We start from the raw sequence: 25,115 nt of genomic DNA, 5'->3' as shown, positions 1-25,115 counted from the left end.
GAGCGGTTCACCATGTCCTTCAGCGGTGTATTTCCCTATCTCGTTTCGCCGATCGACGAAGCCGGCAATGTGATGCGGAATCTGCTTGCAGATCTGGTGGACCATCTCATCGATGAAGGTGTCCATGGCCTCGCGCCGCTCGGCAGCACTGGTGAATTTGCCTATCTCTCCCAAGAGCAAAGGCGCCGCGTCGTCGACACGGTGATCTCGGCCAGCAGTGGCCGTGTCCCCGTTGTCGCCGGCGTGGCGTCGACATCAACAGCCGATGCCGTTGCCCAGACCGAATATATGGTGAACTCGGGCGCCGACGGGATTCTGGCCATCCTGGAAGCCTACTTCCCGATCAGCGACGAGGGGGTTGAAGCGTATTTCACCGCAATCGCCAAGGCGGCAAAAGGGCGCCCCGTGGTGCTCTACACCAACCCGCAGTTCCAGCGCTCCGACCTGTCGCTCCCGGTGATCGAGCGCCTTAGCCGCATCGACAATATTCGTTACATTAAGGATGCCTCCACCAATACCGGTCGTCTTCTCTCCATCATCGAGCGGACGCGTGGCCGGATGGAAGTGTTTGCAGCTTCCGCACACATTCCGACCTGCGTGATGATGATCGGCGGGGTTGGCTGGATGGCTGGACCGGCCTGTATCGCGCCCAGACAGAGCATTGAACTCTACGAAACCGCCAAGGCGGGTGATTGGGCGCGGGCAATGGAGCTGCAGCGGCCGCTCTGGAAGCTGAACGAGGTTTTTGCGAAATACTCGATCGCCGCCTGCATCAAGACGGCGCTCGACCTGCAGGGATTTGCCGTTGGTGCGCCGATGCATCCGCAAATGCCGCTGAATGACGCGGCGCGCGAGGAAATCGCCGGCGTTTTGCGCAGTATCGGCGCCCTTTGACGTTTCTGATTCCCACATTGAAGGCATTTTGTATGAAGCCGACTTCGATCATCGTCGATTGTGATCCCGGTATCGATGACACGATTGCGCTTTTGACCGCATTCGTTTCGCCGGAACTGAAGATCCTTGGTATAACTCCGGTCTGCGGCAACCAGCCGCTGGAGCGTACGGTGCGTAATGCGCTGCAGGTTTGCGAGCTCGGAAACCGCACTGATATCCCCGTCTATGCCGGTTGTTTCCGGCCGATGCTGCGCGAGCCGATCCATGGACAGTTCCATGGCAAGACGGGCCTCGGCAACACGACGCTGCCGGAGCCGGTGAAGAAGGCGGAAGCGATGTCCGCCGTCGATTTTCTTATCGAAGCGCTTGGCAATGCTGCCGAAACCGGTGAGCGCATCACGCTCTGCTGCCTTGGACCGCTCACCAATGTTGCGGTGGCCCTACGGATGAAACCGCAATTGGCCGACGGTATCGAACGCATCGTCATGATGGGCGGTGCCTATCGCGAGCCGGGCAACCGCACGATGACCTCGGAATTCAACGTTCTCGCCGATCCACACGCCGCGCATATTGTATTTTCGAGCGGCATCCCGATCGTGGCGCTGGCGCTCGACGCGACCCATCAGGTGATGCTGAAGCCGGAGCATGTCGCCGAGTTTTCGCGCGTCAGCGGCCGTATTTCCGAAACGCTGGCCGAACTCATGGCTTTCTGGGACCGCAACGACGTGCGCCGTTACGGCTCGCGCGGCGGCCCGCTTCATGACCCGCTGGTCATGGCCTACATCCTCGCGCCGCATTTGTTCGAGACGCAGAAGGCGCGCGTCTTCGTCGAATACGAAAGCGAGCTTTGCATGGGCCAGACGATTGCCGACTGGTATGGCAAGAGCGGGCTGGCGCCGAATGCAGACATCGTCACCAAGGTCGATGCGGAAGGCGTGATTGCCTTTTTCCTGGAGCGCCTGTCGCGCTACGCTGACGAAAAGGCTGTCGCATGAGCAGCCACAAGGTCATCATCGATGCGGATCCGGGCGTGGACGATGCCGCCGCCATCCTGATGGCGCTTGCCTCGCCGGAAATCGAGGTTCTCGGCCTCTCTATCGTGGCCGGCAATGTTTCGCTGGAACATACGGTTACGAATGCCTGCAAGCTGGTGGGCGTGAGCGGCCGCCGTGACGTGCCGGTTTTTGCCGGCGCAAGTGGCCCGCTTGTGCGCGAACAGGTTTATGGCAAATACGCTCGCATCGGTTCGTTCGATGACAAGCTGGTCAAGGCGGGCGATGTCGTGCCGGCAGAAGAGAGTGCAATCCAGTTTATCGTGCGTTCGGCTCGCGCCGCCGTAACGGCGGGTGAGCAGATCACCATTTGCGCCATCGGACCGCTCACGAATGTCGCACTGGCGCTGATCCAGCATCCGGATGTCGCGCGCGGCATTCGCCAGATCGTATCGATGGGCGGTGCCTTCACGGCGCTTGGCCATCGCACGCCCTGGGCGGAGTTCAACATCTATGCCGATCCGCACGCGGCCGAGATCGTTTTCCAGTCCGGCGTGCCGATCGTGCTGATGCCCCTCGACATGACCTTTCAGGCTTTGTTTACGGCAGACCATTTCGAGCGGTTCCGCGCCGGCGGCGAGGCGGGTGCCGCACTCTACAATCTCTTCACCACTTTCGACCGCAGCGACGAAAAGCGCTTCGGTCGTCCGGGCGGCCCGATCCATGATGCGACGACTATCGCCTGGCTCATCCGCCCCGAACTGTTTACCAGCCGCGAGGCTTTTGTCGGCGCGCAGGTTACCGGCCTGACGATGGGTTATACCTATGCCGATTTCTACAACAAGATGAACCGGCCAGCCAATACCACTGTCGTCACCGATGTCGACGAAACCGGGTTCATCGAATTGCTGATCGAGCGCATTGCCCGCCATGGCGGGGAAACGTTCGGTAGCCGAACTATGGGAGGCTCACACGCATGAGCGGATATCTATTAAGCCGGTCCCTGCAGACCGTGCTCACACTTTTCGTCATGTCTGTTCTGGTCTTTGCTGGCCTCTTTCTCGTCGGCAACCCGGTCGACGTCCTCTTGAGCCCGACCGCGACACCGGCCGAACGCCTGCAGGTCATTCAGGCCTTCGGTCTCGATAAGTCGGTCTGGGAGCAGTACTGGATCTTTCTGACCAACGCTCTCTCCGGTGATCTCGGCAATTCATTCGTGTTCAACCAGCCGGCCCTGACGCTGATCCTGAACCGGATGCCGGCGACCTTGGAACTGGCTTTCGTGGCGCTCGCCATGGCGCTGGTCATCGGTATTCCGCTCGGCGTTTATGCCGGCTTGAAGCCCAAGGGTTTTATCTCAAAATCGATCATGACCTTCTCGATCCTCGGCTTCAGTCTGCCGACCTTCTGGATCGGCCTCGTCATGATCATGTATTTCAGCGTCTATCTCGGCTGGCTGCCGTCATCGGGCCGTGGCGATACCGTCAATGTGTTTGGCGTGCCGCTGTCGATGTTCACATGGGATGGCCTGTCGCATCTGTTCCTGCCCGCCTTCAATCTGGCGCTGTTCAAGATCTCGCTGGTCATCCGCCTCACCCGCGCCGGCGTGATGGAAACCATGCAGCTCGATTTCGTCCGTTTCGCCCGTGCCAAGGGACTGCCGGAACGCCGTATCGTCACCGTGCACGTATTGAAGAATACACTCATCCCGCTGATCACCGTCATCGGCCTCGAACTCGGTTCGCTGATCGCCTTTGCGGTCGTGACCGAAACCATCTTTGCATGGCCGGGCATGGGCAAGCTGATCATCGATGCCATCGGTGTTCTCGATCGCCCCGTTATACTCGCCTACCTGATGATTACCGTCGTGATGTTCAGCGTCATCAACCTTCTGGTCGACATTCTTTACTCGATCGTCGATCCCCGCGTCCGTCTTGAGGGGAACTCGTGATGACCGACAATACTTCGTCCTCCACCACTTCAGTTCATGCCACTGCAAACAGCGGTGCAAAATCCACCTCCCGTTCGCCTGCGCGCGAAATCATCTATGCCTTGCTGCATGACAAGCTTGCGCTACTCGGCATGGTGCTGGTGACCATCTTCATTCTTGCGGCGATCTTCGCGCCGCTGATTGCACCGCAGAACCCTTACGATCTCGCACAGCTCGACATCATGGATGGTCGCCTGCCGCCGGGTTCGGAAAGCATGTCGGGCATGACCTACCTGATCGGCACCGACACACAGGGGCGCGATCTGTTCAGCGCCATCCTTTATGGCCTGCGCACCAGCATCCTCGTCGGCCTTTCCAGCGCGGCGATCGCATTGGTCATCGGCGCCTCCATCGGCCTCATCAGCGCCTATGTCGGTGGCCGGACCGACTCGATCCTGATGCGTATCGTCGACATTCAGCTCAGCTTCCCCGCCATCCTGATCGCGCTGATCTTCCTCGCCATTCTCGGTCAGGGCGTAGACAAGATCATTCTGGCGCTCGTCGTGACGCAGTGGGCCTATTATGCCCGTACGATCCGCGGTTCGGCACTGGTGGAGCGCAAGCGCGCCTATGTCGATGCCGCCCGCTCGATGGCGCTGCCGGACCGCAGCATCCTGTTCCGGCACATCCTGCCCAACTGCCTGCCGCCTCTGATCGTGGTCGCCACCATGCGCGTTGCCTATGCAATCATGCTGGAAGCGACACTCTCCTTCCTCGGTATCGGCCTGCCGGTCACCGAACCGTCGCTGGGTCTCCTGATCTCGAACGGTTTCGAATATCTGCTCTCCGGCGATTACTGGATCAGCCTCTTCCCGGGCATCGCCCTTCTGTTGCTCATCGTCGCGATCAACCTGATCGGTGACAGCCTGCGCGACATCCTCAATCCGCGTCGTGAGGGCTAAGATCATGACAAGTCCAATTCTCTCCATCTCCAACCTCAACACGGCTTTCCGCGTCGGTAGCGAGTGGCGCAATGTCGTCAAAGATGTGAGCTTCGACATCGCACCGAAGGAAACCGTTGCCGTCGTCGGGGAATCCGGTTCCGGCAAGAGCGTCACGGCCATGTCGATCATGCGCCTGCTGTCGCCCGGAAACTCCCGCGTGACCGGCAAGATTGAATTCGAGGGCAAGGATCTTCTGTCCATCCCGCTCGAAGACATGCAGAAGATCCGCGGCAACCGTGTAGGCATGATCTTTCAGGAACCGATGACCTCGCTCAACCCGGTCCTGAAGATCGGTGAGCAGATCACCGAAGTGCTGCGTCAGCATCGCGGCATGTCGGAAAGCCAAGCTCAGGCTGAAGCCGTACGGCTTCTCGAAAAGGTCCGGATTCCCTCGGCCAAGGCGCGCCTCAACGAATATCCGATGAACTTTTCGGGCGGCATGCGCCAGCGTGTCGTCATCGCCATCGCGCTTGCCTGTGATCCCAAGCTGCTGATCGCAGATGAGCCGACCACGGCTCTCGACGTCACCATCCAGGCGCAGATCCTCGAACTGATCAAGACATTCCAGGAAGAGGAGGGCATGTCAGTCCTCTTCATCACCCATGACATGGGCGTGGTCGCGGAAATTTCCGACCGCACCGTCGTCATGTACCGCGGCGAGCAGGTCGAGACCGGCACGACGCACGATCTCTTTGCCGGCGCAAGACATCCCTATACCCGTGCGCTTCTGTCGGCTGTGCCGCAGCTTGGCTCGATGACCGGCAAGGATCGTCCGCTGAGGTTCCCGCAGGTCGACATGCAGACCGGCGAGATCAAGCCGGTCAAGGCGACCGAAGACACCGTCAAGCGCGATCAGCCGCCGATCCTCAAGGTCGAGAACCTGATCACCCGCTTTCCGGTCAAGCGGGGCTTCCTGCGCAAGACGATCGGCCGTATCCATGCCGTCGAAAGTGTTTCGCTGGAGCTTCGTCAGGGCGAAACCCTGTCGCTGGTCGGCGAATCCGGTTGCGGCAAGTCCACCACCGGCCGCTCGATCATCCGCCTCACCGATCCGGTGTCGGGCGAAGTACGGATCGATGGCAAGAACGGGCTGAAAGCCGGAAATACGGAACTGACGGACATTCGCCGCGAAGCGCAGATGATCTTTCAGGATCCGTTCGAAAGCCTCAACCCGCGTATTCGTGTCGGGCAGGCGATCGCCGAGCCGATGATCACCCATGGTCTGGTGAGTGCATCGAATGCGCGTGACCGTGTTGGTGAACTCCTGGAGCGTGTTGGTCTTGCCGCGTCGATGGCGGATCGTTTCCCGCACGAGTTTTCCGGCGGCCAGCGGCAGCGTGTCTGCATCGCCCGTGCGCTTGCTCTGGAACCCAAGCTGTTGATCGCCGACGAATCCGTTTCGGCGCTCGATGTGTCGGTCAAGGCGCAGGTCATCAACCTGATGCTGGACCTTCAGGAAAAGCTTGGGCTGGGTTACCTCTTCATTAGCCATGACATGGCGGTTGTCGAGCGCATCAGCCACCGCGTTGCGGTCATGTATCTCGGTGAAATCGTCGAAATCGGCCCGCGTCAGGCCGTGTTCGAAAACCCGCAGCACGATTATACCAAGCGTCTGATGGCGGCGGTTCCGATCGCCGATCCGTCACGCAGGCAGACGCGCCGCATCTCCAATGACGAGATCAAGAGCCCGTTCCGCGGCGCCGATTACGTTCCGCCCAAACGCACCTATGAAGAAGCCGGCGAAGGCCACTTCGTTCAGGTCGCTTGAAGGAAGACATGCCATGATCATCACCTTCGGCTCCATCAACGTCGACTTTGTCTACGAGGTCGAGGAGATGCCGCAACCGGGGCAGACCCTGCTTGCCAGACGGTTCCGCACGGAATCTGGCGGCAAGGGCGCTAATCAGGCGCTGGCGGCGGCACGGGATGGCGCCGAAGTGGTGATGGTCGGTGCGGTCGGCAAGGACAGCCTTGCCGAAATCGGTCTGCAGAACCTTGCCACTGCGGCGAATATCAGCCGTGTCGCCCGTGTGGATGAGCCGACAGGCAACGCCTCTATCCATATCGACGCCAGAGGCCGCAACATGATCGTGGTCGCATCCGGCGCCAATCTTTCCGTGTCTTCGGATGCCGTGGAAGAGGATCTGCTGCAGCAGGCAAATGTCGTGCTGATGCAGATGGAAAACGATGTGGCGGAAGTGGAAAAGCTCATCCGCCGCGCAAGTGCCTCGAAGGCCCTGTCGATCCTCACCCTCGCTCCGGCCTTCCCGCTGTCCGAAAAGATACTGTCGCTCTGCGGCCTTGTCGTCGTCAACGAAGATGAGGCCGAGGCGCTGGCCGGTTGGCTCGGCTGCGGAGCATCCGCCGCAGCGCTCTCGACCCGCCTTGGCACCGGCGTTCTGCGAACTCTGGGTGGAGACGGTGCGGAAGCCTGTGTCGATGGAGATGAAATCCGGGTCACGGCTCTGCCGATCGATGTAAAGGACACGACAGCGCCGGCGACTGCTTTGTCGGCGTGCTTGCTTCAGCACTCGATCGCGGCCTGCCGCTCAAGGCGGCCATGGAACGCGCTTCGGTCGCGGCCGGTATAGCCTGCTCGCGACGCGGCAGCCAAAGCAGCATTCCTGCAGCCGGGGAAACCGACAGGCATCCCGGATTGCTCGCACTGACGTAAATGCAATCGCCTCAGAGCAACCGCGCCTTCGGGCGAACGAATGTCTTTCGCCCGCGCTTCCATCCCGCAAGGGTGGGAGCTGAGGAACGGACGATCTCGGATGGATTTGCGGCATCGAGAGCGACGATATCTGCCGGTTGGCCGACCGACAGATCATGTCGAAAGCCGGTAATTGCTGCTGCTTGCGCTCCCACCATGTCGAAGACAAGCTCGATGTCGGCGTCACGCGAAAGCTGCATGACATTGGCATAAAGATTGGCCATGCGCGCCAGCGATGCATCACCGAAGGGCGTGAACGGGTTCAGCACATTATTGGTCGCGATTGCCGTTTTGACGCCCAAAGCTGCAAGGGCGTTGGCAGGTGCGATACCGCGCGGAACATTCGAACCATATTGCCGCCCCATAAGAAAAAGGTCGGTTGCAGGCAGGACCGTGAGTGCGATACCCGCCTCGACAATCTTCTTTCCAACTGTGGAAAGCGCATCGGGATCGAGCGCTGACAGATTGGTGACATGCCCTATCGTCACGCGGTCGGCATAACCGTTTATTCGTGTCGCTTCGATCACGGCCGGAAGATCGGTTCTTGCCGGATCGAGGCTGAAATCGAGGTGGAAATCGACATCGACATCATGTTTTCGCGCCAGTGCAAAGATCCTGCGGACATGTTCTGTCGGATCGGTATCGGTATAGGGGCAGCCGCCGATCAGGTCCGCCCCCGAGCCAAGTGCGTCGTCCAGCATGGCTTCCGTTTCCGGTTCCTGTGTCAGCCCTTCCTGCGCGAAGGCGCAGATCTGGATATCGATTGCGAAGGCGTAATGCTCGCGAACCCGCTTTATCGCCTCGAAGGAGCGCATTCCGGCGCGTGGGTCGATTTCAACGAATGTCCGCATGCGGTTGGTGCCATGCATGATGGCCTTTTCGACCAGCGCCGATGCCCGCTTGTAGACGTCGTCCTCCGAGAACCCGGCCTTTGCCTTCGCCGTCTCGCGCACGGCCTCCTCGAGCGTTCCCGCACAGATCGAGCAGCGTTCCATGATGCAGGCCTTGTCGAGATGGATATGGCTGTCGACAAAGCCGGGAAAAGCAAAGGCTCCTTTGAGATCCTCTACCTCGACCGCCTCGCAAGTGATCCGGCTTCCTATTTCTGCAATCAGGCCGTCCCTGATGGCGATATCGACCAGGCCCGGATGGCCGGCGATCAAGGCATTGCGGAGAACGAGATCGACTTTCATCTGAAACCTATATTCCGATGGCGCAGCCATCGCTGCGCGGGTCATGCGCCCCGTCCGTCCAGCCGTCACCGTCCAATCGAATGACGCCGGCCTGACCGGAAAGGGCATTCAGCGCCGAGATCGGAATGACCTCGTGCCCGCGACCCGCAAGCTCGGCCAGAACATCATCGCCGACGGCATCCTCGATCTTGAGGTTGTCGCGGGTGTCGGAGAAGGTTCTGCCCAAAAGGAAACGGGGCGCCGAAAGGGCGGATAGTGGGTCAAAGCCGTGGTCTATAAGACGGCTAAGAAGAACGGTCAGCGTCTGCGGCTGGCCGTCTGCGCCCTGGGTACCGTAGAGAAGATGCGGCATCCCGTTCTTCAGGCCAAGGCCGGGATTGAGCGTGTAAAAGGGGCGTTTGCCGGGCGCCAGCACATTCGGGCTTTTCGGATCGGTGCTGAACGCGGCTCCTCGGTTCTGCCAGAGAATGCCGGTATCCGGCAGCAATACGCCGCTGCCCCAGTCATAATAGGTGCTCTGCAGTACGCTTGCCGATCGGCCTTCGGAGTCGACTGCTGCGAGGTAGACAGTATCGCCGGTCTGGAAACGGTGAGGCCAGGGCAGGGCGGATTTGGGATCGATCGCCCCCGCCTTGGCCGCAAGATAATCGCCCGCCAGCCATTCTGCGCAACGTTGCGCGGCGAAATCCGGATCGGCGATCTGCTCACGGTCGAGAAACGCCTGTTTTACCGCCTCGACACAGAGATGGTAGAAATCGGCAGAGGTCGGATCGACATTCCGCATCGAGAAATTCGACAATATGCCCATGATGGCGAGTGTCGAAATACCCTGCGAGGGGGGCGGCGGGGCCAGAAGCTCGATATCGCGATAGGTGACAGACACCGGGTCGGCAAGGGTGGCCACGGTCTTTGCCAGATCATCTGCCCGGATCTGGCTGCCGGCTGCCTCCAGTGCCCTGGCGATGCGGTTAGCGAGTTCGCCCTCGTAGAATTCGCGATGCCCATGCAGAGCGATCGCTTTTAGCACTTCGGCAAGCTGCGGTTGGCGTTGATGCCCTTCCGTGACGAAAGCATTTGCGACCCCCGGCCAGCTTTCGATCTCGCCGCTTCGAAAGGCATGCCAATGCTGTTGCGAGCGGCTGACCGGAAAACCTTCCTCCGCCAGTTCGATCGCATCGCCAAGCAGTGAGGCAAGGCTCTCCTTGCCCTGCCAGTTTTCCTGCGAAAAATTGAGTGCCTGGCCCCAGCTGTCGACGACTGCTGCGGTGGTCAGGGCAGAAAGCGGGCCGCGGGCAGGTATGGTTTCAAACTTCGGCAGGTCATTCGCTGCCTGGCCGATCCCCATGATGGCCTTGCGCCGGCCGGCGCGGTCGGCGACGATCCAGATAGCATCGCCGCCCAGCCCGCAAAAATGCGGATAAAGCACTGTCAGCGCGGCACCTGCAGCGATCACCGCCTCGATCGCCGTACCACCGCGGCGCAGGACCTTGGCTCCGGCTTCGCTGGCGAGATGATGCGGGCTTGTCACCATGCCGCGCCTGGAGCGCGCAGCCGTCTCTCTTTGCTGGCTCATTTCAATCGGATGCCGACATGTAGCGATTGAGGATTTCGGTAATGTCGGGGACGTCATCCTTGTCATCCGTCTTGGCGCGGTCTTCGACTGCATGCAAATGGTGGTCCATGATCCGGCAAGCCGTCTGTGGATCCTGCTCCTTGAGCGCCTCGATCAACTGCACATGTTCGTCGATCCCGCATTCGGCGGAATGCGGTCTTCCGAAACGCGCGAGGATCAGCGACGAGCGCGAGACGACCTGGCTGATGAAGTCGATCAACAGTTTCGATCCGGTGAGTTCGGCAAGCAGGATATGAAACTCGCCGGCAAGCCGGATGGAGCGCGGCGAAGATGCCTGAAGCGCCCTTTCTTCTTCCCGAACATGGCTGATCAGCGCGTCGATGCCATCGCGCGGCATGCGCTTGCACAGCCTTTCGATCACTTCACGCTCCAGGCAACGTCTCAGAGCAAAAACCTCTTCCGCTTCTTCCAGCGTCGGCATGGCGACGGCTGCGCCGCGGTTCGGCTTGATCTCGACAAGGCCGTCGGAAGCCAGCCTTAGCAACGCATTACGGGCACTCGTGCGGCTGACACCGAACGTATCACCGATGGAATCTTCCGGCAGCTTGGTGCCGGGCTTCAACGCCTGTTCGAGGATTGCGCGACGAAGCGAAGCGTAGATCGCATCGCTTCTGCTGAGATTGGTGGACATTGCTGTCGCTCTTTCGAATGAATGCAGTTTCATCAGCATATCGCATAAAAATCGTACGTCATCCAGTCTAATAAATTGCATGCAATTATCTATTGAGTTTGCATTCGTTCTGATCTAGCCTGAAGTCAAGCTCATAGAGAAAGCGCCAAAAGCCACCTTCAGCAGCCGGTTTTAACGTCATGCATTCCAGTTCCAAGCATCGTCTTGTGAGAATTGCATGCAATCCGAGGGGAATTATCAATGCGTTTATCGAGAATTCTGGTGGGGGGCGTTGCGCTTCTTGCTCTTGCGATGCCGGCCACGGCCGGAACGTTGAAATGGGGTGCCTCGCGCGATATCAGCTCGCTCGACCCCTATTCCTACGGCGACAGTTTTGCGCTTGGCGTCCTCAATCACACTTATGAGGGACTGGTCCGCTACGATCGCAATCTCAAGATCGAGCCTGCGCTCGCCACATCCTGGGAAATCGTCTCGCCGACGACATGGCGGTTCAAGCTGCGGGAAGGCGTGAAGTTCCACAACGGCGCCGATTTCACGGCTGAAGATGTGCAGGCTTCGCTGAAGCGCGCCTCGGACCCGAAGTCGCCGCTGCGCGGCAATATTCCGGCCTATAAGGGCTCCCGCGTCATCGATGCACACACGATCGAGATCGATGTCTCGGCCAATTACCCGCTTCTGCCGAATGACCTTACAACCATCTACATCTTCGATGCAGGTTGGCTGAAGGTCAATAATGCCGAAGCGCCGACCGATGTCGGGTCCGGCACCGAAGGTTATGCCACCTACAATGAAAACGGCACCGGCCCGTTCAAGCTCGAAAGCCGCCAGCCGGACGCAAAGACGGTCTTCACCAAATTCGATGGCTGGTGGGACAAGCCTGAACACAATATCGACCGGATCGAGCTGACCCCGATTGCCTCGCCGGCAACTCGTGTTGCTGCCCTTCTCGCCGGCGATATCGATTTCACCGACCAGGCGCCGGTGCAGGATCTGCCGCGGCTTGCGGCTTCGCCTGAGGTCAAGGTGCTGGAAGGCACCGACCTTCGCACTGTGATGATCGGTTTTTCCCAACGTGATCAGCTTCTGTCCGGTGCTGCAAACCCGATGAAGGATCTGCGTGTCCGCCAGGCAATGCAGCTCGCCATCGATCTCGACCTGATCAACAAGAAGGTGATGCGCGGAAAATCGCGCAATGCCGGCGCGCTCGTGGCTCCGCAGATCCCCGGTTATGACGCGGCACTTGATACGCCAGTGAAAGCCGATCCGGAAAAGGCCAAGGCTCTGCTGAAGGAGGCAGGCGCGGAAGGTTTCGAATTCGAGTTCAACTGTGCCGACAGCCTCGTCAACGAGGAGCAGATCTGCCAGGCGGTTGCTTCCATGTGGTCGCGCGTCGGCCTGAAGCCGAAGCTGGACCAGGGCACCCGTGCGGTACAGACGCCGAAGCGCTCGTCCGGCAAGGTCGATGTCTACACGCTCGGCTGGGCGACCCTGCCCATGCTCGACACCTACAGCCTCACCTCGCAGGTTCTTCATACGAAGGAAGGCTCGTTCGGCATCTTCAACTGGGGCGGCTGGTCCGACAAGGAATTCGATAAGGTAACCGAGGCTTCCGCCGTCGAACTGGATCAGACCAAGCGGCTGGCGATGGAAGCGCAGTCGCTGAAAATCGCCAAGGACCATGCCCTGATGATCCCGCTGCATCAGCAGCCGCTTGCCTGGGCGACAACCGCGAAGATCAAGGATTTCCCGCTCTTCTCGGACAACCTTCCCCGCCTTTGGCTGGTGAAGATGTAAGTCGCCATGCCCCTTGCCGTCGATCACACCGGCAAGGGGTACCATTCGCTTTTCTGAAACCAGGGACGCCGCGACCATGATCGCCTTCCTCGTAAAACGCGTCGGCAACGCCATCCTTGTCATGCTGACCGTCGCCTTTTTCGCCTTCCTGATCTTCCGTTTCCTCGGCGATCCCGTCGAGATGATGGTGAATGAAAGCGCCACCCAGGTGGAGCGCGACGAGTTGCGCAGCCGTCTCGGCCTGAATGACGGATTTCTGGTGCAATATCTGCGTTTCGTCACCAATGCCGCCCAGGGTGAATTCGGTCTTTCCTGGCGCAATCAGCAGAATGTCATCACCCTGATCGGCGAGCGTTTTCCGGCAACTTTCGAACTCGTCATCATCGCCACCATCCTGTCGCTGGCGATCGGTATTCCACTCGGCGTCTTCACCGCGATCGGCCGCGGGCGCTGGTGGGCTGAAGGCCTGCAGTTTTCCTCCATCGTCGGTGTCTCGCTGCCGAGTTTCTTCGTCGGCATCATCCTGATCCTTGCCTTTTCCGTCAGCCTCGGCTGGCTGCCGGGTTATGGTCGTGGCGAGGTCGTGCAGCTTGGCTGGTGGTCGACTGGACTGCTGACGCCCTCCGGCCGTGCCGCAATCGTGCTGCCGGCGCTGTCTCTGTCGCTTTTCCAGATCACGCTGGTTATGCGCCTCGTCCGCGCCGAAATGCTGGAAATATTGCGGGCCGATTTCATCAAGTTCGCCCGTGCCCGCGGGGTGAAACGCCGGGCGCTCTGGTTTCGCCATGCACTGAAAAACTGTCTCATGCCGGTGGTGACGCTGACGGCAATGCAGGTGGGCAACCTGATCGCCTTTGCGCTCGTCACCGAAACCGTCTTCCAGTGGCCCGGCATGGGCATGCTGTTCATGCAGGCCGTCACCTTCGTCGATATCCCCGTCATGGCGGCCTATCTCTGCATCGTATCCTTCATCTTCGTGACGTTGAACACGTTCGTCGACATTGCCTACGCGCTGATCGACCCGCGCCTGCGCGCTGCGTGACGGGAGACAATCATGACACCCCTGATCAATACTGCTGAACAGACTGCGAAACGGGACCCCCGCTCCGCTCCCTTCTGGCTCTCCCGTCTGCGGGAATCCGATTTGTGGTGGAGTTTCACGCACCACCCTTCCGCCGTCGGAGCCGCAATCCTCTTGCTGCTTCTCATCGGTTCGGCATTCTTCGCGCCCCTGATCACCGTCCAGAATCCTTACGATCTCGCCTCGCTCGACCTGCTCAACGCCGAGATCCCGCCGATCTGGATGGAGGACGGCCAGTGGCCGTTCATCCTTGGAACCGACACGCAGGGCCGCGACCTGTTGTCGGCCATTCTTTATGGCTCGCGGGCGTCGATCGTCATCGGCGCCGCTTCCGTCGCGGTATCGCTGATCGTCGGCTCGGCGCTCGGATTGGTCGCGGGTTATTACGGCAAATGGGCGGATGGTCTGCTGATGCGGGCCGGAGACGTTCTCCTGTCGATGCCGACCATGCTGATCGCCATCCTCGTCTCGGCGCTCGCACGGCAGGCTCTGCCGCCGTCCTTGCGTGAGGTTGGCGCTTCCAGTGTCATCGTGCTGGCGATTTCACTTTCCGCCTGGGTGCAATATGCGCGCACCGTCCGGGCGCTGACCATGGTCGAGCGCAACAAGGAATATGTGCAGGCGGCAAGGCTGATCCGCGTGCCGACATGGCGGATATTGATCAAGCATATCCTTCCCAACACCACCACGCCGCTTCTGGTGACTGCGACGCTGAATTTCGGTCTCGGGATCCTGATCGAGGCGACGCTTTCCTTCCTCGGCGTCGGCATGCCGCCGGAACAACCGTCGCTCGGCACCCTGATCCGCATCGGCAATCAGTTCCTGTTTTCCGGACAATGGTGGATCGTGCTTTTCCCCGGCCTGCAGCTCTGTCTGCTGGTCGTCTCGATCAACGTGCTGGGCGACTGGCTGCGTGACGCTCTCAATCCCAAACTGCGCTGAGGCATATCCATGAGTGATCTTCTGATTAAGAACGCAAGACCCCTGGGGGGCGAGGCGTCCGACATCCTGATCAGGGACGGCCTTATTGCCGCGATCGGACAGGGACTTTCCGACGAAGGCATAGCAACGGAGGACGCCGGTGGCCGCATCGCCATTCCGGGCCTGGTCGATGCGCATACCCATCTCGACAAGTCGCTGCTTGGTTATCCCTGGTATGTCAACGAGGTCGGCCCGCGGCTGATCGACAAGATCGACAACGAGCGCAAGGTGAAACGCGACTACGGGCTTGATGCCCATGTCCAGTCCATGCGCCAGTCGCTGCAGTCTGTCGGTTACGGCACGACGCTGATCCGCACCCATGTGGATATCGACACCGATCAGGGGCTGGTCGCGCTCGAAGGCGTGATGGAAACGCGTCGCCAGCTTGCCGGTGTCGTCGAGATCGAGATCGTCGCCTTCCCGCAATCCGGCCTGCTGCGTCGGCCGGGGACGGTCGAACTGCTCGATCAGGCGATGGCGATGGGCGCGGATCTCGTCGGCGGCCTCGACCCTTGCGGCATGGACCGCGACCCGAAGGGACATCTCGACACGATCTTCGCGCTGGCGGAAAAATACGGCAAGGGCATCGATATCCATCTGCATGAAGGCGGCGAACTCGGGGCCTTTTCGATGGAGCTGATCTTCGAGCGTATTCGGGCTTTCGGCATGCAGGGCAAGGTGGCCGTCAGCCACGCCTTCTGCCTCGGGATGCCCGACTGGAACGTGAGCCAGGGACTGATCGATACCTGCGCCGAACTCGACGTGCCGATCCTGACCACCGCACCGCCGTCGCGCGAAGTCCCGTCGCTCAAGCGGTTGCGTGCTGCCGGCGTGCGTTTCGGCGCGGGCGTCGACGGTTTTCGCGACACATGGGGGCCTTATGGCAATGGCGACATGCTGGAGCGCGCCATGCTGCTCGGCATGAAGAACAATCTGCGCCGCGACGATGAATTGCTGATGGCGCTTGATGTCTGCACGACAGGCGGCGCGGTGGCGATGGACCGTGCCAACCATGTGCTGGCTGTCGGCGGGCGTGGCGATGTGGTCATCGTCGAGGGCGAGAGTGTCGGTGAGGCGATCGTCACCCACCAGCCGCGCAAGCTTGTCGTGACGACCGGCAATGTCGTTGCCCGTGACGGGAAGAGCCTGCGGGAACGGCCATGATCAGAGACAGAAACTGGTCCGTCCTTCCGCTCGGAAAACGGCCGCCCGGCCGGTGGGCGCTGAAGGCTCGCTACATCGTTGCCGATTTTCCCGAAGGCCGGCGGCTCGTCGAAGGTGGCGAAGCGGTGATCGAGAATGATCGCGTCATCTGGATCGGCAAACGGTTCGAGGGCGAAGTTGCGGCACGTTACGATATGGGCGACGCCCTGATCGGCCCCGGCTTCGTCGATCTCGATGCGCTGTCTGACCTCGACACGACCGTTCTGGGCATGGACAACCAGCCAGGATGGAAAAAGGGCCGTGTCTGGCCGACGGATTACGCAGCATGGGCTTATGAAATGTACAGCCCGGAAGAGCTTGCCTTTCAGAAGCGTTATGCCTTTGCGCAGCTTCTTCTGAACGGCATTACTTCGGCTCTGCCGATTGCATCGCTCTTCTACCGCGCTTGGGGCGAGACGGTGGCGGAATTCGAGGCGGCGGCGGTGGCAGCCGAGGAACTCGGCCTGCGCGTCTGGCTCGGGCCTGCCTATCGCAGCGGCGGCGTGATCCTCGATGAGACGGGCGCGATGCAGGCGGTTTTCGACGAGGAGCGGGGGCTGGCGGAACTGGATGTCGCCGCGGCTTTTGCAGGCCGTATCCACGGAACCGCCGGTGGCTTGCTCTCCGGGATGTTCGCCCCCGACCGTGTAGAGACCTGTACCGAGACCCTGTTGCGCCGCACATTCGCCCATGCCGGGGAGCTGGGTCTTCCGGTTCGCCTGCATATGGCACAGGGCGAAATGGAACTGCAGACCGTTCGGCGCCTGCATGGGGTCACCGCGCCGGAATGGCTGGATGGCCTTGGCCTGCTCTCCTCACGCCTGATAGCACCGCATGCGACCGTCGCCACGAACGACGATCTTGCCCGCTATGCCGCAAACGGCGTCACGGTCGCCCATTGCCCGCTGGTTTCGGCCCGGCATGGTTCTGCGCTCAAGTCCTTCTCGAAGCTGAAGGCGATGGGTATCCGCATCGGGATGGGCACCGACACCGCGCCGCCGGACATGGTGCTGAACATGGCGGTCGGCCTGATGGCAAACCGCATTGCCGAAGGGCGTGGCGATGCCGGATCTGCCGCGGACTTCTACGACGCTGCGACGATCGCAGGTGCCGACGCTCTCAAACGCCCCGATCTAGGTCGGCTTGCCATCGGCTCCAAAGCAGATATCGCCGTCTTCGACATGGCCGACCGGATGATCGCACCGCGCATCGATCCGATCCAGACGCTCGTCTATGGCGCGACCGGGCGCGTCACCCGCGCCACCATCGTCGATGGTCGCCTGTCGATGCGTGACGGACAGGTTGCCGGCATCGATCTTTCGGCGGCTCGCGATGAGGCACAGGCGCAGTTCGACAGGCTTGTGAAGCGTTATCCCGAACGCACTTACGGGCATCCGCCGGTCGAGACGATCTTTCCTCCAAGCTATCCACTGCATCTCAGCCAAAGCGAGGTCGCGTCATGAGCATTTCCTGTCACCCTCCAGCCTCCGACGCACTTGCGTTGGATGTTCGCGGCCTGTCCGTCGAATTTCCGACCCGCAAGGGAGTACTCACCGCACTCTCCGATGTTTCGTTGACGATCAAACGCGGCGAAATTCTCGGTGTCGTCGGCGAATCCGGCGCGGGCAAATCGATGACGGGCATGGCCGTTCTCGGCCTGCTCGAACCGCCCGGCCGTGTGGCTTCCGGCGAAATTCGCATCGGTGGCAAGCGCACGGACAATCTCGGCGAAGCGGAAATGGCATCGATCCGCGGCAGCATGGTCGGCGCGATCTTCCAGGATCCGCTCACCTCGCTCAATCCGTTGTTCTCCGTCGGCCAGCAGTTGATCGAGACCGTCCGGCTGCATTCCAGCCGAAGTCGCGCGGAAGCGCGCGCTCAGGCTATCGCATTGCTGAAACAGGTCGGCATTCCCGGCGCGGATGAGCGGATCGATCACTATCCGCACCAGTTTTCCGGCGGAATGCGCCAGCGTGTCGTCATCGCACTGGCGCTTGCGGGCAATCCGCAACTGATCATCGCCGACGAACCGACAACGGCGCTCGATGTTTCGATCCAGGCGCAGATTACCGCGTTGCTGCGCCGGCTGTGTCGCGAGCACGGAACCGGCGTCATGCTGGTGACGCACGATATGGGCGTGATTGCCGAGACCGCCGACCGTGTGGCCGTGATGTATGCCGGACGCGTCATCGAGATCGGTCCGGTCGAAGAGGTGCTGAGCCGGCCGAAACATCCCTATACGCGTGGCCTGATGGGTTCGATCCCGGCACTCGGCGCCCGTGTCGAGCGTCTTGCCCAGATCGACGGTGCAATGCCGCGGCTGAATGCCATTCCCACCGGTTGCGCCTTCAATCCGCGCTGTCTTGAAGCCGGGTCGCGGTGCCGGCAGGTCCGCCCCGTGATGGTTGCTGAAGGGCAGGGCAGTGTTGCCTGTCTCGTTCATGATGGAGGTGTTCAGTGAGAAGCGCAAACAACGCCCTGGAAGTCGACCAGCTCTCCCGCATTTTCGATGTCTCCGCGCCCTGGCTGAACCGGGTGATCGACCGCAAGCCGAAGCGTTACCTGCGCGCCGTGCAGGATGTCACCTTCACGGTCGAGAAGGGGAAATGCCTCGCACTTGTCGGTGAATCCGGCTGCGGCAAGTCCACGGTCGCGCGACTGGTCACCGGGCTCTACGCACCGAGCGAAGGCGCAATCCTTTATGCACCCGCAGTCAAGGGCAGGGGCCGCGGCAAGCCGATGGAAGCGCAGATGATCTTCCAGGATCCGCATGCGAGCCTCAATCCGCGCTGGCGCGTGGGCGATATCATTGCCGAGCCCATCCGCGAATTCGATCTGCGCAGCGGTGCAGATGTGATCGAGGCGCGTGTCGCCGAACTGTTGCGCACGGTCGGCCTTTCTGCAGACGATGCGAAACGCTATCCGCACGAATTTTCCGGCGGGCAGCGTCAACGCATCTCGATCGCCCGGGCGCTCGCCAGCGAGCCGGAATTCCTCGTCTGCGACGAGCCGACCTCTGCACTCGACGTTTCGGTGCAGGCGCAGATCCTCAACCTGATGCGCCGCCTGCAGGACGAACTCGGCCTTACCTATCTTTTCATCAGTCACAACCTTGCCGTCGTGCGGCACATGGCGGATCGGATCGCGGTCATGTATCTCGGCCGGATCGTTGAGGAAGCGGATACCGAGGCGCTTTTTGCCGATCCGCAACACCCCTATACGCGACTGCTGCTCCAGACGATCCCGGATGTCGCGGCTCCCAATCGCGACCGGGAACTGATGGGCGGTGAACCACCAAGCCCGCTTGATCCGCCAAAGGGTTGTGCGTTTCACCCGCGCTGTCCGATGGCGACGGATATTTGCAGCAAGGCGGCGCCCGAAGTTCGGGCACGCAAGGGCGGAGGTTTGGTTGCCTGTCATCTGGCGCTAGCCGTCTGAATCCTTCAACGACCAAGATTTTCAGGAAATACCCGATCATGAACAAGACGATATTCACCAATGCGAAGCTTGCCGATGGGAGGCTGCACGATATTCATGTCGAGAACGGCCGGATAACCGGTATCCAGCCGGCGACCGAGGCATCCGCTTCAGGCATTGTCGTCGATATCGCAGGGGATCTGCTCGTTCCGGGTTTCGTCGAAGGTCATATCCATCTGGATACGAGCTTCTACGGCGGAAAATGGGTGCCGCATCGTCCCTGCACCAACGGTTTCGACGTGCATGAACGGGTCGCCTTCCAGGCCGAAAACATGGCGAAAGCGGAGCCGATGGCCGAGCGTGCCATCAAGCAGCTCGAACTTTGCGTTTCGCACGGCACGCTGCAGATGCGCAGCCACGTCATGGTCGACGGGTCGGTCGGGTTGAAGTCGCTGGAGACCATCCTGGCGGTGAGGGAAGAATACCGGGATATAATCGATATCCAGCTCGTCGCCTTTCCCCAGAGCGGCATTCTGAAAAGCCCCCGCACTCCAGAGCTTCTCGACGAGGCCATCGGCCTCGGCGCAGACCTGATCGGCGGCCTTGACCCGGCCAGTTTCGACCGCGATGTCAGCGCCCATCTCGACGTCGTCTTCGGCATTGCCGAAAAACGCGGCGTAGATGCGGATATCCATCTGCACGAGGGCGGCACGATGGGAGCCTTCACCATCGATGAAATCTGCGCACGGACGGAAGCGCTCGGCATGCAGGGCCACGTTTCGATCAGCCACGCCTATGGTCTCGGCGATCTTCCAGCCGATGCAGCGCGCAAGATCGCCGCAAGGATTGCCCGGAGCGATATCTCGATCATGACCAATGCGCCGGGACATCACAGCTTTCCGCCGGTCGCGCTGTTGCGCTCTGAAGGCGTCAATGTCTTCAGCGGTAGCGATAATATCCGCGATAGCTGGTGGCCTTATGGCGATGGCGACATGCTGCGCCGGGCGGAGATCATCGGCTACCGGTCCGGCTTCTTCACCGACGCAGAACTGCAGGCAGCCTTCGATATCGTCACCACGGCGGGTGCCAAGGCGCTCAGGCTCGTTGGTTACGGGATCGAAGTCGGCGCAAGGGCTGATTTCGTTGCGATCGCTGCCGAACATGTTGCGGAAGCGGTCGTCGGCTTTCCCGGAAATCGCAAAGTATTCAAACAGGGGCGCCTGGTGGCCGACCAAGGCCAAGTCAGGCAAAAGTAACTAGCATAAAATCGCGTTTCGACCGAGAGCCTTGCCCCACGTCATGGTTGGCGGCCTCGGTTGGAGCGGTAGAAGAAAATCATGGCAGTCCAAAGCTATTTCCGTATAGCGAAGAACGGGCTTGTGACTGGCAGTCGAGATTTCACCGAGTGCCAGCACGCCACCGCATCGATAAAATACCGCATCCCTGCCATTCGGAAAATGTCCGTCAAGTTCCAGAAGGGCTGAGCGATTGCTGCTGCCCTTGTTTTCTTTGCAATTGATCAAAACGGCGAAATTGCTGTCGATTCGATAGCTGGCCTTGTTGATGGCTGCGAGGTTTCTCTCCGATCGCAGGCCTGGCAGAGTAGGCTTTACGTCCCCTCGCTTTGTCAGAAGAGGTGATCTCATTTGTAATTTAGTTCTATATTATTGTTGACATATAAGCGTTTTTTTATGGTATAAAGATTACAACATAAGTGGGCGGAGACATATGTTAGCCATTCTCGCGGACGATTTGACAGGTGCGCTCGACTCTGCAGCCCCTTTTGCCGGGCGTGGTCTTCGTACGGAAGTCGCGCTCGACCGGGATGCAATCTCTGGTGTCGTTGGGGACCGCCCAGACGTTTTGTCGATCAATCTTAATACGCGGGAAATTGATTCAGATAAGGCTCGTGCTGTAACGACTGCGGTCATTGCTCTGCTGCCGAAGGGGACGAAACTTTTCAAGAAGGTCGACTCCCGCTTGAAGGGCAATATTGTCGCCGAGTTGGATGCTACCCCCTTCAAGAAAGCTCTCGTCGTGCCGGCGATCCCGGAATTTGACCGTATCGTGGAGGATGGGCGCGTCTCCGGTTTCGGCATAGAGACACCGATCGTGATTGCCGATCGGCTGGGCGCCCATGCTGCCTGCGCCCGCATTCCGAATACCCGCACGCCGGCCGATATGGATGCCATTCTGGCTGAGGCGCAGAGCGACGGCACGGACCTGTTGGTCGGAGCTCGTGGCCTTGCCGAAGCGCTTGCTCGACGCATGACCGCCGGAGCCGAGGCACGTGCGGCAGCCATTCCCTCCGGCCGGATTGCTTTCGTTATCGGCTCGCGCGATCCGATAACGCTTAGGCAGATAGAAATTCTGCGCCATGAACACAGGTTGAATTATCTGCCTGCGCCCAACGGTCATCTCGACGCGGCAACCGATACCGGATCTGACTTGACGCTGGTTCAGGCAACGCCGGGTACCGACGATGTAAACCCTCAGCTTGTCTCAGAAGCTCTGGCGGACGGTCTGAAGCGGAATTTCGCCGATTACGAAGGCATACTGCTTCTCTCTGGTGGCGCGACTGCGGAAGCCGTGCTGCGCAGGTTCGGTCTTTCGCGGATGCGCCTGCATGGTGAATGTATGCCGGGCCTGGGTATTGCTTCAGCCGAGGGGCGCTGCATTATCGCCAAATCGGGTGGTTTCGGTCAGCCCGATACGTTGAAACAGATTGCAGATACTGTCCTGCAGAAAGCAGGTTGATGATGGGATTGGAAACAGGAACAGCTCGCAAAGGTCTCGCTGACGTCGTTTTCGAGCGTATGCTGCGTGCGATCAAGTCCGGTGCCTACAAGCCGGATGAGCGTCTGCCGACGGAACATGATCTCGCCGCCGAATTCGAGGTTTCCCGCCCGGTTATCCGCGAGGCATTGAAGCGCTTGCGCGACCAGAGCCTGATCTATTCTCGCCGCGGGGCGGGTAGTTTTGTCCGCTCGATGGGTCTGAGAAACCCGCTCGGTTTTGGCCAGTTGGAAAATGTCGCTGACCTTCTGAATTGTTACGAATTCCGCCTGACGCTGGAGCCGGCTGCAGCAGCTGCCGCCGCGACGCGGCATGATGCCGAAAGCCTGAAGGCGATCCGCCAGGCGCTGGAACTGCTGCGTGACGCGACAAACCGCCAGTCACATCGCGAAGACGCAGATTTTCAGTTCCATCTCGCAATCGCCCGCGCCGCCCAGAACAATTATTTCTCCACCGCCATGGAAGCGTTGAAGGACCATATTGCCGTCGGAATGAAGTTCCATGGCGCCTCGATCAAGCGGGAGGCGTCTGGCTTGTCCCGCGTGTTTGGCGAACATGAGGCTATCGCCACTGCGATTGCCAGCCGTGACGAGAATGAAGCGCGGCGGCTGATGCTTGAACATTTGAAGGGCTCGCGCGAGCGGCTTTTCCAGTCATCTCATAAGTAGGGTGGGAGAGAGCGAAAATAGCTCTCTCAAGTCTATACCGCAGCGATATCAGACAAAAAAGGTGGCGCGAGCTATCGCGCCACCTCTCCTCCTCCAGCGGCCTGTGATCAGAAGCTGGCCCTGTAGATCCCTAGAACGTCGTTAACACTCATATCGACCGGGTTATTGTCCATCAGTCGGCGAATGGCGTGGGCGTCCGCGGCAAAGCGGGGCAAATCAGCTTCGGCGGCACCGTGTTTGGCGAGAGACATCTGGATGCCAAGATCAGCGCAGAAGCCATGTGCCGCACTACTCAGGTCGGCCTGTGAAAGGTTCTTGCCGAGGCCGAGTGCCTCAGCAACTTCTGCCGTCTTGTCCCTCATGACGGGTTGGTTGAAGGCGAGGACGTGCGGAAACACGATGGCGTTGGCGAGCCCATGCGGCAGATGCAAAAGCGTCCCGAGCGGATAGGCAATGGCATGACCTGCCGCCGTGTTGACCGGGCCAAGGCAAATGCCGCCGTAATAGGACGCGAGCATCAGCCCTTCGCGGGCTTCTCGGTCCGATCCATCCTTGACCGCACGTGCCAGGAATTTGCCGACAAGATGAAAGCCCATACGGGCAAAACCGTCGATCATCGGATGGGCGCGTCTGTTGGTGAATGCCTCGACGCAATGCGCCATGGCATCGACGCCGGTTGCGGCTGTTACGGCCGGCGGCACCGAATAGGTCAGTTCCGGGTCTAGCACCGCCAGATCGGCGATCAGATGCGGGCTTTCGACCGCGATCTTGCTGCCCTTGACCGGGTCGGTAATCAGCGAGCGGATACCGGCTTCCGAACCGGTGCCGGCTGTCGTTGCCACCTGCGCCAGCCGGGTCTTGCGGCCGGTAACCTTGTTAGGCCCGGCAACGTCGGCAAGCGTCTGTTCGCCGTCCCACAGGGCTGCCACCAGCTTGGCGACATCCATGACCGAACCGCCGCCGAGACCGACAACGAGATCCGGTTTTGCCGCCCGCGCTGCAGCAAGCGCTGCATCGAGCGTCGCAATTTCAGGCTCGCCCGGAATGGCATCGAACACGGATATTTTGCCCGGCAGTTTAAGGCGATCGACAAAGCCGACAGTGATCGGCGTCGCGATCACCAGCGTCGAGGATACGTCACCGGCCCATGGCCCAACTTCGCCGATCGTACCGGCGCCAACAAGAAGTCTTTTCGGCTGATGCAGGGTGATAACGGGAGCGCTGCTCATGCCTGTTCTCCTTTGCCGCCGTTCACCAATTTGCGGGCATAGGCTATGGCCGAGAGCATGTTGCCGTGGTTGGCAATGCCCTTGCCGGCAATGTCGAAGGCCGTTCCGTGATCGACCGAAGTACGGTCAATCGGCAAATCAACGGAGACATTCACAGCGGTATCAAAGGCGACAAGCTTGATCGGGATATGACCCTGGTCGTGATATTGCGCGACCACGAGATCGAATGCGCCGGAATAGGCGCGGTGGAATACAGTGTCGGCGGAAATTGGCCCATAGGCATCGATGCCTTCGGCACGCGCTGCCGCAACGGCCGGTGCGATCTGGTCATCGTCTTCAGTGCCGAAAAGGCCGTTTTCGCCGCAATGCGGATTGATGCCGGCAATCGCGATGCGGGGAGCGGCATAACCGGTGCGCTTCAGGTGGTCATCACCGGCCTTGATCGTTGCCAGTACCCGTTCGGTCGTGGCGCGGCGAATGGCTTCCTGCAAGGAAACATGGGTGGAAACGTGGATGACTTTCAGCTTTTCAGATGCGAGCAGCATATAGGCCGCTGCTGATTTGGTCAGGCTTCGCAGCATGCCCGTATGGCCGTCGTAATGGTGGCCGGCAAGGTTGAGTGCTTCCTTGTTGATGGGGGCTGTGACGACGCAGCCGATCACTCCGGCTTCCGCATCTCGCACCGCTTTTTCGATGAAACGGAAAGCTGCGTCGCCAGCGACCGGCGACAGCGTGCCCCATGGAAGCGGCGCACCTTCGATAGGGAGGTCAACGACATAAGGTTTGAGATCGATATCGACGTTCAGTGCCTCACGGGCCGCTTCCAGCGTGGGCAGATTGCCGTAGATGCGGGTGGCAGCGCGGTCCGCATCGTCCATTTCGGCCAGCGCCCGCACCGTGATTTCCGGTCCGACGCCGCAGGGGTCACCCATGGTGATGCCGATGATATTGCTCAT

The 25,115-nt window shown here is 60.3% G+C and carries 21 protein-coding genes and 1 pseudogene; 17 read left to right on the top strand and 5 right to left on the bottom strand.

Annotated elements, in window-relative coordinates:
• Positions 1-12: 12 nt before the first annotated feature.
• From ACI3K0_RS13920 to ACI3K0_RS13890, 7 genes and pseudogenes are all read left to right on the top strand, one after another.
• Positions 13-894 carry a dihydrodipicolinate synthase family protein gene (locus ACI3K0_RS13920; RefSeq protein ID WP_148144609.1) on the top strand — a complete coding sequence of 294 codons (882 nt, stop codon included), beginning with the start codon at positions 13-15 and terminating at the stop codon, positions 892-894.
• 32 nt (positions 895-926) lie between these two features.
• Positions 927-1,889 (top strand): nucleoside hydrolase, encoded by a 963-nt coding sequence (locus ACI3K0_RS13915; protein ID WP_404945469.1) that lies wholly within the window; start codon positions 927-929, stop codon positions 1,887-1,889.
• Positions 1,886-2,866 carry a nucleoside hydrolase gene (locus ACI3K0_RS13910; RefSeq protein ID WP_148144611.1) on the top strand — a complete coding sequence of 327 codons (981 nt, stop codon included), beginning with the start codon at positions 1,886-1,888 and terminating at the stop codon, positions 2,864-2,866. The genes ACI3K0_RS13915 and ACI3K0_RS13910 overlap by 4 nt, the downstream gene beginning before the upstream one ends.
• On the top strand, positions 2,863-3,837 hold the full coding sequence (locus ACI3K0_RS13905) for an ABC transporter permease (RefSeq protein WP_148144612.1): 975 nt from the start codon (positions 2,863-2,865) through the stop codon (positions 3,835-3,837). Before ACI3K0_RS13910 ends, ACI3K0_RS13905 begins: the two co-directional genes overlap by 4 nt.
• The gene (locus ACI3K0_RS13900; RefSeq protein ID WP_206827256.1) at positions 3,837-4,778 is read left to right on the top strand and encodes an ABC transporter permease; all 942 of its coding nucleotides are present in this window, start codon (positions 3,837-3,839) and stop codon (positions 4,776-4,778) included. The genes ACI3K0_RS13905 and ACI3K0_RS13900 overlap by 1 nt, the downstream gene beginning before the upstream one ends.
• Before the next feature lie 4 nt (positions 4,779-4,782).
• On the top strand, positions 4,783-6,588 hold the full coding sequence (locus ACI3K0_RS13895) for an ABC transporter ATP-binding protein (RefSeq protein ID WP_404945468.1): 1,806 nt from the start codon (positions 4,783-4,785) through the stop codon (positions 6,586-6,588).
• A pseudogene (locus ACI3K0_RS13890) lies at positions 6,491-7,494 on the top strand (ribokinase). The gene ACI3K0_RS13895 and the pseudogene ACI3K0_RS13890 overlap by 98 nt, the downstream one beginning before the upstream one ends.
• 11 nt (positions 7,495-7,505) lie before the next feature.
• On the opposite strand, the gene ACI3K0_RS13885 reads toward ACI3K0_RS13890, so the two are convergent.
• Genes ACI3K0_RS13885 through ACI3K0_RS13875 form a run of 3 tightly spaced genes read right to left on the bottom strand, consistent with a single transcriptional unit; the run spans position 7,506 to position 10,990 of the window.
• Positions 7,506-8,726 (bottom strand): amidohydrolase family protein, encoded by a 1,221-nt coding sequence (locus ACI3K0_RS13885; RefSeq protein WP_206827307.1) that lies wholly within the window; start codon positions 8,724-8,726, stop codon positions 7,506-7,508.
• 7 nt (positions 8,727-8,733) lie between these two features.
• Positions 8,734-10,299 carry a gamma-glutamyltransferase family protein gene (locus ACI3K0_RS13880; protein ID WP_404945467.1) on the bottom strand — a complete coding sequence of 522 codons (1,566 nt, stop codon included), beginning with the start codon at positions 10,297-10,299 and terminating at the stop codon, positions 8,734-8,736.
• A 1-nt stretch (position 10,300) separates the two neighbouring features.
• Positions 10,301-10,990: a GntR family transcriptional regulator gene (locus ACI3K0_RS13875; RefSeq protein WP_404945466.1), complete on the bottom strand. Its 690-nt coding sequence runs from the start codon at positions 10,988-10,990 to the stop codon at positions 10,301-10,303.
• A 240-nt stretch (positions 10,991-11,230) separates the two neighbouring features.
• Between ACI3K0_RS13875 and ACI3K0_RS13870 the strand changes: the two genes are divergently transcribed.
• From ACI3K0_RS13870 to ACI3K0_RS13825, 10 genes are all read left to right on the top strand, one after another.
• Positions 11,231-12,784: an ABC transporter substrate-binding protein gene (locus tag ACI3K0_RS13870; protein ID WP_404945465.1), complete on the top strand. Its 1,554-nt coding sequence runs from the start codon at positions 11,231-11,233 to the stop codon at positions 12,782-12,784.
• Between the two features lie 76 nt (positions 12,785-12,860).
• Complete coding sequence (locus tag ACI3K0_RS13865) at positions 12,861-13,826, top strand: ABC transporter permease (RefSeq protein WP_183685400.1); 966 nt, start codon at positions 12,861-12,863, stop codon at positions 13,824-13,826.
• Between the two features lie 12 nt (positions 13,827-13,838).
• On the top strand, positions 13,839-14,807 hold the full coding sequence (locus ACI3K0_RS13860) for an ABC transporter permease (RefSeq protein ID WP_206827262.1): 969 nt from the start codon (positions 13,839-13,841) through the stop codon (positions 14,805-14,807).
• Between the two features lie 9 nt (positions 14,808-14,816).
• Positions 14,817-16,010, top strand: coding sequence for an amidohydrolase family protein (locus ACI3K0_RS13855; RefSeq protein WP_206827263.1), 1,194 nt, complete (start codon positions 14,817-14,819; stop codon positions 16,008-16,010).
• Entirely contained in the window at positions 16,007-17,512 is a 1,506-nt protein-coding gene (locus tag ACI3K0_RS13850) for an amidohydrolase family protein (protein ID WP_206827264.1), read from the top strand. The genes ACI3K0_RS13855 and ACI3K0_RS13850 overlap by 4 nt, the downstream gene beginning before the upstream one ends.
• Positions 17,509-18,510, top strand: coding sequence for an ABC transporter ATP-binding protein (locus ACI3K0_RS13845; RefSeq protein ID WP_404945464.1), 1,002 nt, complete (start codon positions 17,509-17,511; stop codon positions 18,508-18,510). Before ACI3K0_RS13850 ends, ACI3K0_RS13845 begins: the two co-directional genes overlap by 4 nt.
• Complete coding sequence (locus ACI3K0_RS13840) at positions 18,507-19,487, top strand: ABC transporter ATP-binding protein (protein ID WP_404945463.1); 981 nt, start codon at positions 18,507-18,509, stop codon at positions 19,485-19,487. Before ACI3K0_RS13845 ends, ACI3K0_RS13840 begins: the two co-directional genes overlap by 4 nt.
• Before the next feature lie 38 nt (positions 19,488-19,525).
• Positions 19,526-20,722, top strand: a complete 1,197-nt coding sequence (locus ACI3K0_RS13835) for an amidohydrolase family protein (RefSeq protein WP_404945462.1) — start codon at positions 19,526-19,528, stop codon at positions 20,720-20,722.
• A gap of 472 nt (positions 20,723-21,194) precedes the next feature.
• Positions 21,195-22,223 (top strand): four-carbon acid sugar kinase family protein, encoded by a 1,029-nt coding sequence (locus ACI3K0_RS13830; protein WP_404945461.1) that lies wholly within the window; start codon positions 21,195-21,197, stop codon positions 22,221-22,223.
• A 2-nt stretch (positions 22,224-22,225) separates the two neighbouring features.
• A complete protein-coding gene (locus ACI3K0_RS13825; protein ID WP_148144756.1) occupies positions 22,226-22,930 on the top strand; it encodes a FadR/GntR family transcriptional regulator in 705 nt (234 codons plus the stop codon).
• 107 nt (positions 22,931-23,037) lie between these two features.
• Here ACI3K0_RS13825 and ACI3K0_RS13820 read toward each other — a convergent pair whose 3' ends face one another.
• Positions 23,038-24,159: an iron-containing alcohol dehydrogenase gene (locus ACI3K0_RS13820; RefSeq protein WP_404945460.1), complete on the bottom strand. Its 1,122-nt coding sequence runs from the start codon at positions 24,157-24,159 to the stop codon at positions 23,038-23,040.
• Entirely contained in the window at positions 24,156-25,115 is a 960-nt protein-coding gene (gene pdxA, locus ACI3K0_RS13815) for a 4-hydroxythreonine-4-phosphate dehydrogenase PdxA (protein WP_404945459.1), read from the bottom strand. The genes ACI3K0_RS13820 and pdxA overlap by 4 nt, the downstream gene beginning before the upstream one ends.

This window comes from Rhizobium sp. ZW T2_16, from assembly GCF_044987325.1.
In the GTDB taxonomy this organism is placed as follows: domain Bacteria; phylum Pseudomonadota; class Alphaproteobacteria; order Rhizobiales; family Rhizobiaceae; genus Neorhizobium; species Neorhizobium cellulosilyticum.
The sequence above is the reverse complement of the archived record's forward strand: the minus strand, read 5'-3'. Positions and strand labels throughout refer to the sequence as shown.

Excerpts from the sequence above, each read along its gene's own strand:
- ACI3K0_RS13895 (WP_404945468.1), top strand. The coding sequence starts at position 4,783 with ATGACAAGTCCAATTCTCTCCATCTCCAACCTCAACACGGCTTTCCGC.
- ACI3K0_RS13820 (WP_404945460.1), bottom strand. The coding sequence starts at position 24,159 with ATGAGCAGCGCTCCCGTTATCACCCTGCATCAGCCGAAAAGACTTCTT.
- ACI3K0_RS13855 (WP_206827263.1), top strand. The coding sequence starts at position 14,817 with ATGAGTGATCTTCTGATTAAGAACGCAAGACCCCTGGGGGGCGAGGCG.
- ACI3K0_RS13905 (WP_148144612.1), top strand. The coding sequence starts at position 2,863 with ATGAGCGGATATCTATTAAGCCGGTCCCTGCAGACCGTGCTCACACTT.
- ACI3K0_RS13915 (WP_404945469.1), top strand. The coding sequence starts at position 927 with ATGAAGCCGACTTCGATCATCGTCGATTGTGATCCCGGTATCGATGAC.
- ACI3K0_RS13865 (WP_183685400.1), top strand. The coding sequence starts at position 12,861 with ATGATCGCCTTCCTCGTAAAACGCGTCGGCAACGCCATCCTTGTCATG.
- ACI3K0_RS13850 (WP_206827264.1), top strand. The coding sequence starts at position 16,007 with ATGATCAGAGACAGAAACTGGTCCGTCCTTCCGCTCGGAAAACGGCCG.
- ACI3K0_RS13910 (WP_148144611.1), top strand. The coding sequence starts at position 1,886 with ATGAGCAGCCACAAGGTCATCATCGATGCGGATCCGGGCGTGGACGAT.
- ACI3K0_RS13880 (WP_404945467.1), bottom strand. The coding sequence starts at position 10,299 with ATGAGCCAGCAAAGAGAGACGGCTGCGCGCTCCAGGCGCGGCATGGTG.
- ACI3K0_RS13860 (WP_206827262.1), top strand. The coding sequence starts at position 13,839 with ATGACACCCCTGATCAATACTGCTGAACAGACTGCGAAACGGGACCCC.
- ACI3K0_RS13885 (WP_206827307.1), bottom strand. The coding sequence starts at position 8,726 with ATGAAAGTCGATCTCGTTCTCCGCAATGCCTTGATCGCCGGCCATCCG.
- pdxA (WP_404945459.1), bottom strand. The coding sequence starts at position 25,115 with ATGAGCAATATCATCGGCATCACCATGGGTGACCCCTGCGGCGTCGGA.
- ACI3K0_RS13920 (WP_148144609.1), top strand. The coding sequence starts at position 13 with ATGTCCTTCAGCGGTGTATTTCCCTATCTCGTTTCGCCGATCGACGAA.
- ACI3K0_RS13845 (WP_404945464.1), top strand. The coding sequence starts at position 17,509 with ATGAGCATTTCCTGTCACCCTCCAGCCTCCGACGCACTTGCGTTGGAT.
- ACI3K0_RS13830 (WP_404945461.1), top strand. The coding sequence starts at position 21,195 with ATGTTAGCCATTCTCGCGGACGATTTGACAGGTGCGCTCGACTCTGCA.
- ACI3K0_RS13870 (WP_404945465.1), top strand. The coding sequence starts at position 11,231 with ATGCGTTTATCGAGAATTCTGGTGGGGGGCGTTGCGCTTCTTGCTCTT.
- ACI3K0_RS13835 (WP_404945462.1), top strand. The coding sequence starts at position 19,526 with ATGAACAAGACGATATTCACCAATGCGAAGCTTGCCGATGGGAGGCTG.
- ACI3K0_RS13900 (WP_206827256.1), top strand. The coding sequence starts at position 3,837 with ATGACCGACAATACTTCGTCCTCCACCACTTCAGTTCATGCCACTGCA.
- ACI3K0_RS13875 (WP_404945466.1), bottom strand. The coding sequence starts at position 10,990 with ATGTCCACCAATCTCAGCAGAAGCGATGCGATCTACGCTTCGCTTCGT.
- ACI3K0_RS13825 (WP_148144756.1), top strand. The coding sequence starts at position 22,226 with ATGGGATTGGAAACAGGAACAGCTCGCAAAGGTCTCGCTGACGTCGTT.